Genomic DNA, 586 nt, shown 5'->3' with positions numbered 1-586 from the left:
GGCACGTAAAGGCATTAACACAGGTATCGTGGCTGAACGCTTTGGTGGTCAGGTCATGGATACCATGGACATTGAAAACTTCACTTCTGTGCAAAAGACACAAGGTCCTAAGTTTGCTGCCGAGATGGAAGCCCATGTTCGTGAATACGATGTCGATATCATGAACCTGCAACGTGTCAGCAAAATCACAGGTGCAAACCAGACTGCAAATGGCTTAGTTGAAGTTGAACTTGAAAACGGTGCAAAACTTGAATCGAAAACTGTGATCCTTTCAACAGGTGCACGTTGGAGAGAGATGAATGTACCGGGTGAAGCTGAATACCGTACCCGTGGTGTTGCGTACTGCCCACACTGTGATGGTCCATTATTCAAAGGCAAACGTGTTGCCGTGATTGGTGGCGGTAACTCAGGTGTTGAAGCGGCGATTGACCTTGCAGGTATTGTTGAGCATGTGACTTTAGTTGAGTTTGACACTAAACTTCGTGCTGACCAAGTTTTGCAAAACAAGTTAAACAGCTTGCCAAACACCACTGTGATTATGAATGCATTAAGCACAGAAGTATTGGGTGACGGTTCACAAGTAACC

The 586-nt window shown here is 45.6% G+C and carries 1 protein-coding gene; it reads left to right on the top strand.

Features of this window, described 5'->3' with window-relative positions; genetic code table 11:
- Positions 1–586, top strand: a 586-nt coding sequence (locus tag R5R67_RS19530) for an FAD-dependent oxidoreductase (protein ID WP_318755214.1), incomplete at both ends; no start/stop codon positions are given.

Source organism: Acinetobacter sp. OYA S30 (genome assembly GCF_033599315.1).
GTDB classification, from domain to species: Bacteria; Pseudomonadota; Gammaproteobacteria; order Pseudomonadales; family Moraxellaceae; genus Acinetobacter; species Acinetobacter baumannii.
The sequence above is the reverse complement of the archived record's forward strand: the minus strand, read 5'-3'. Positions and strand labels throughout refer to the sequence as shown.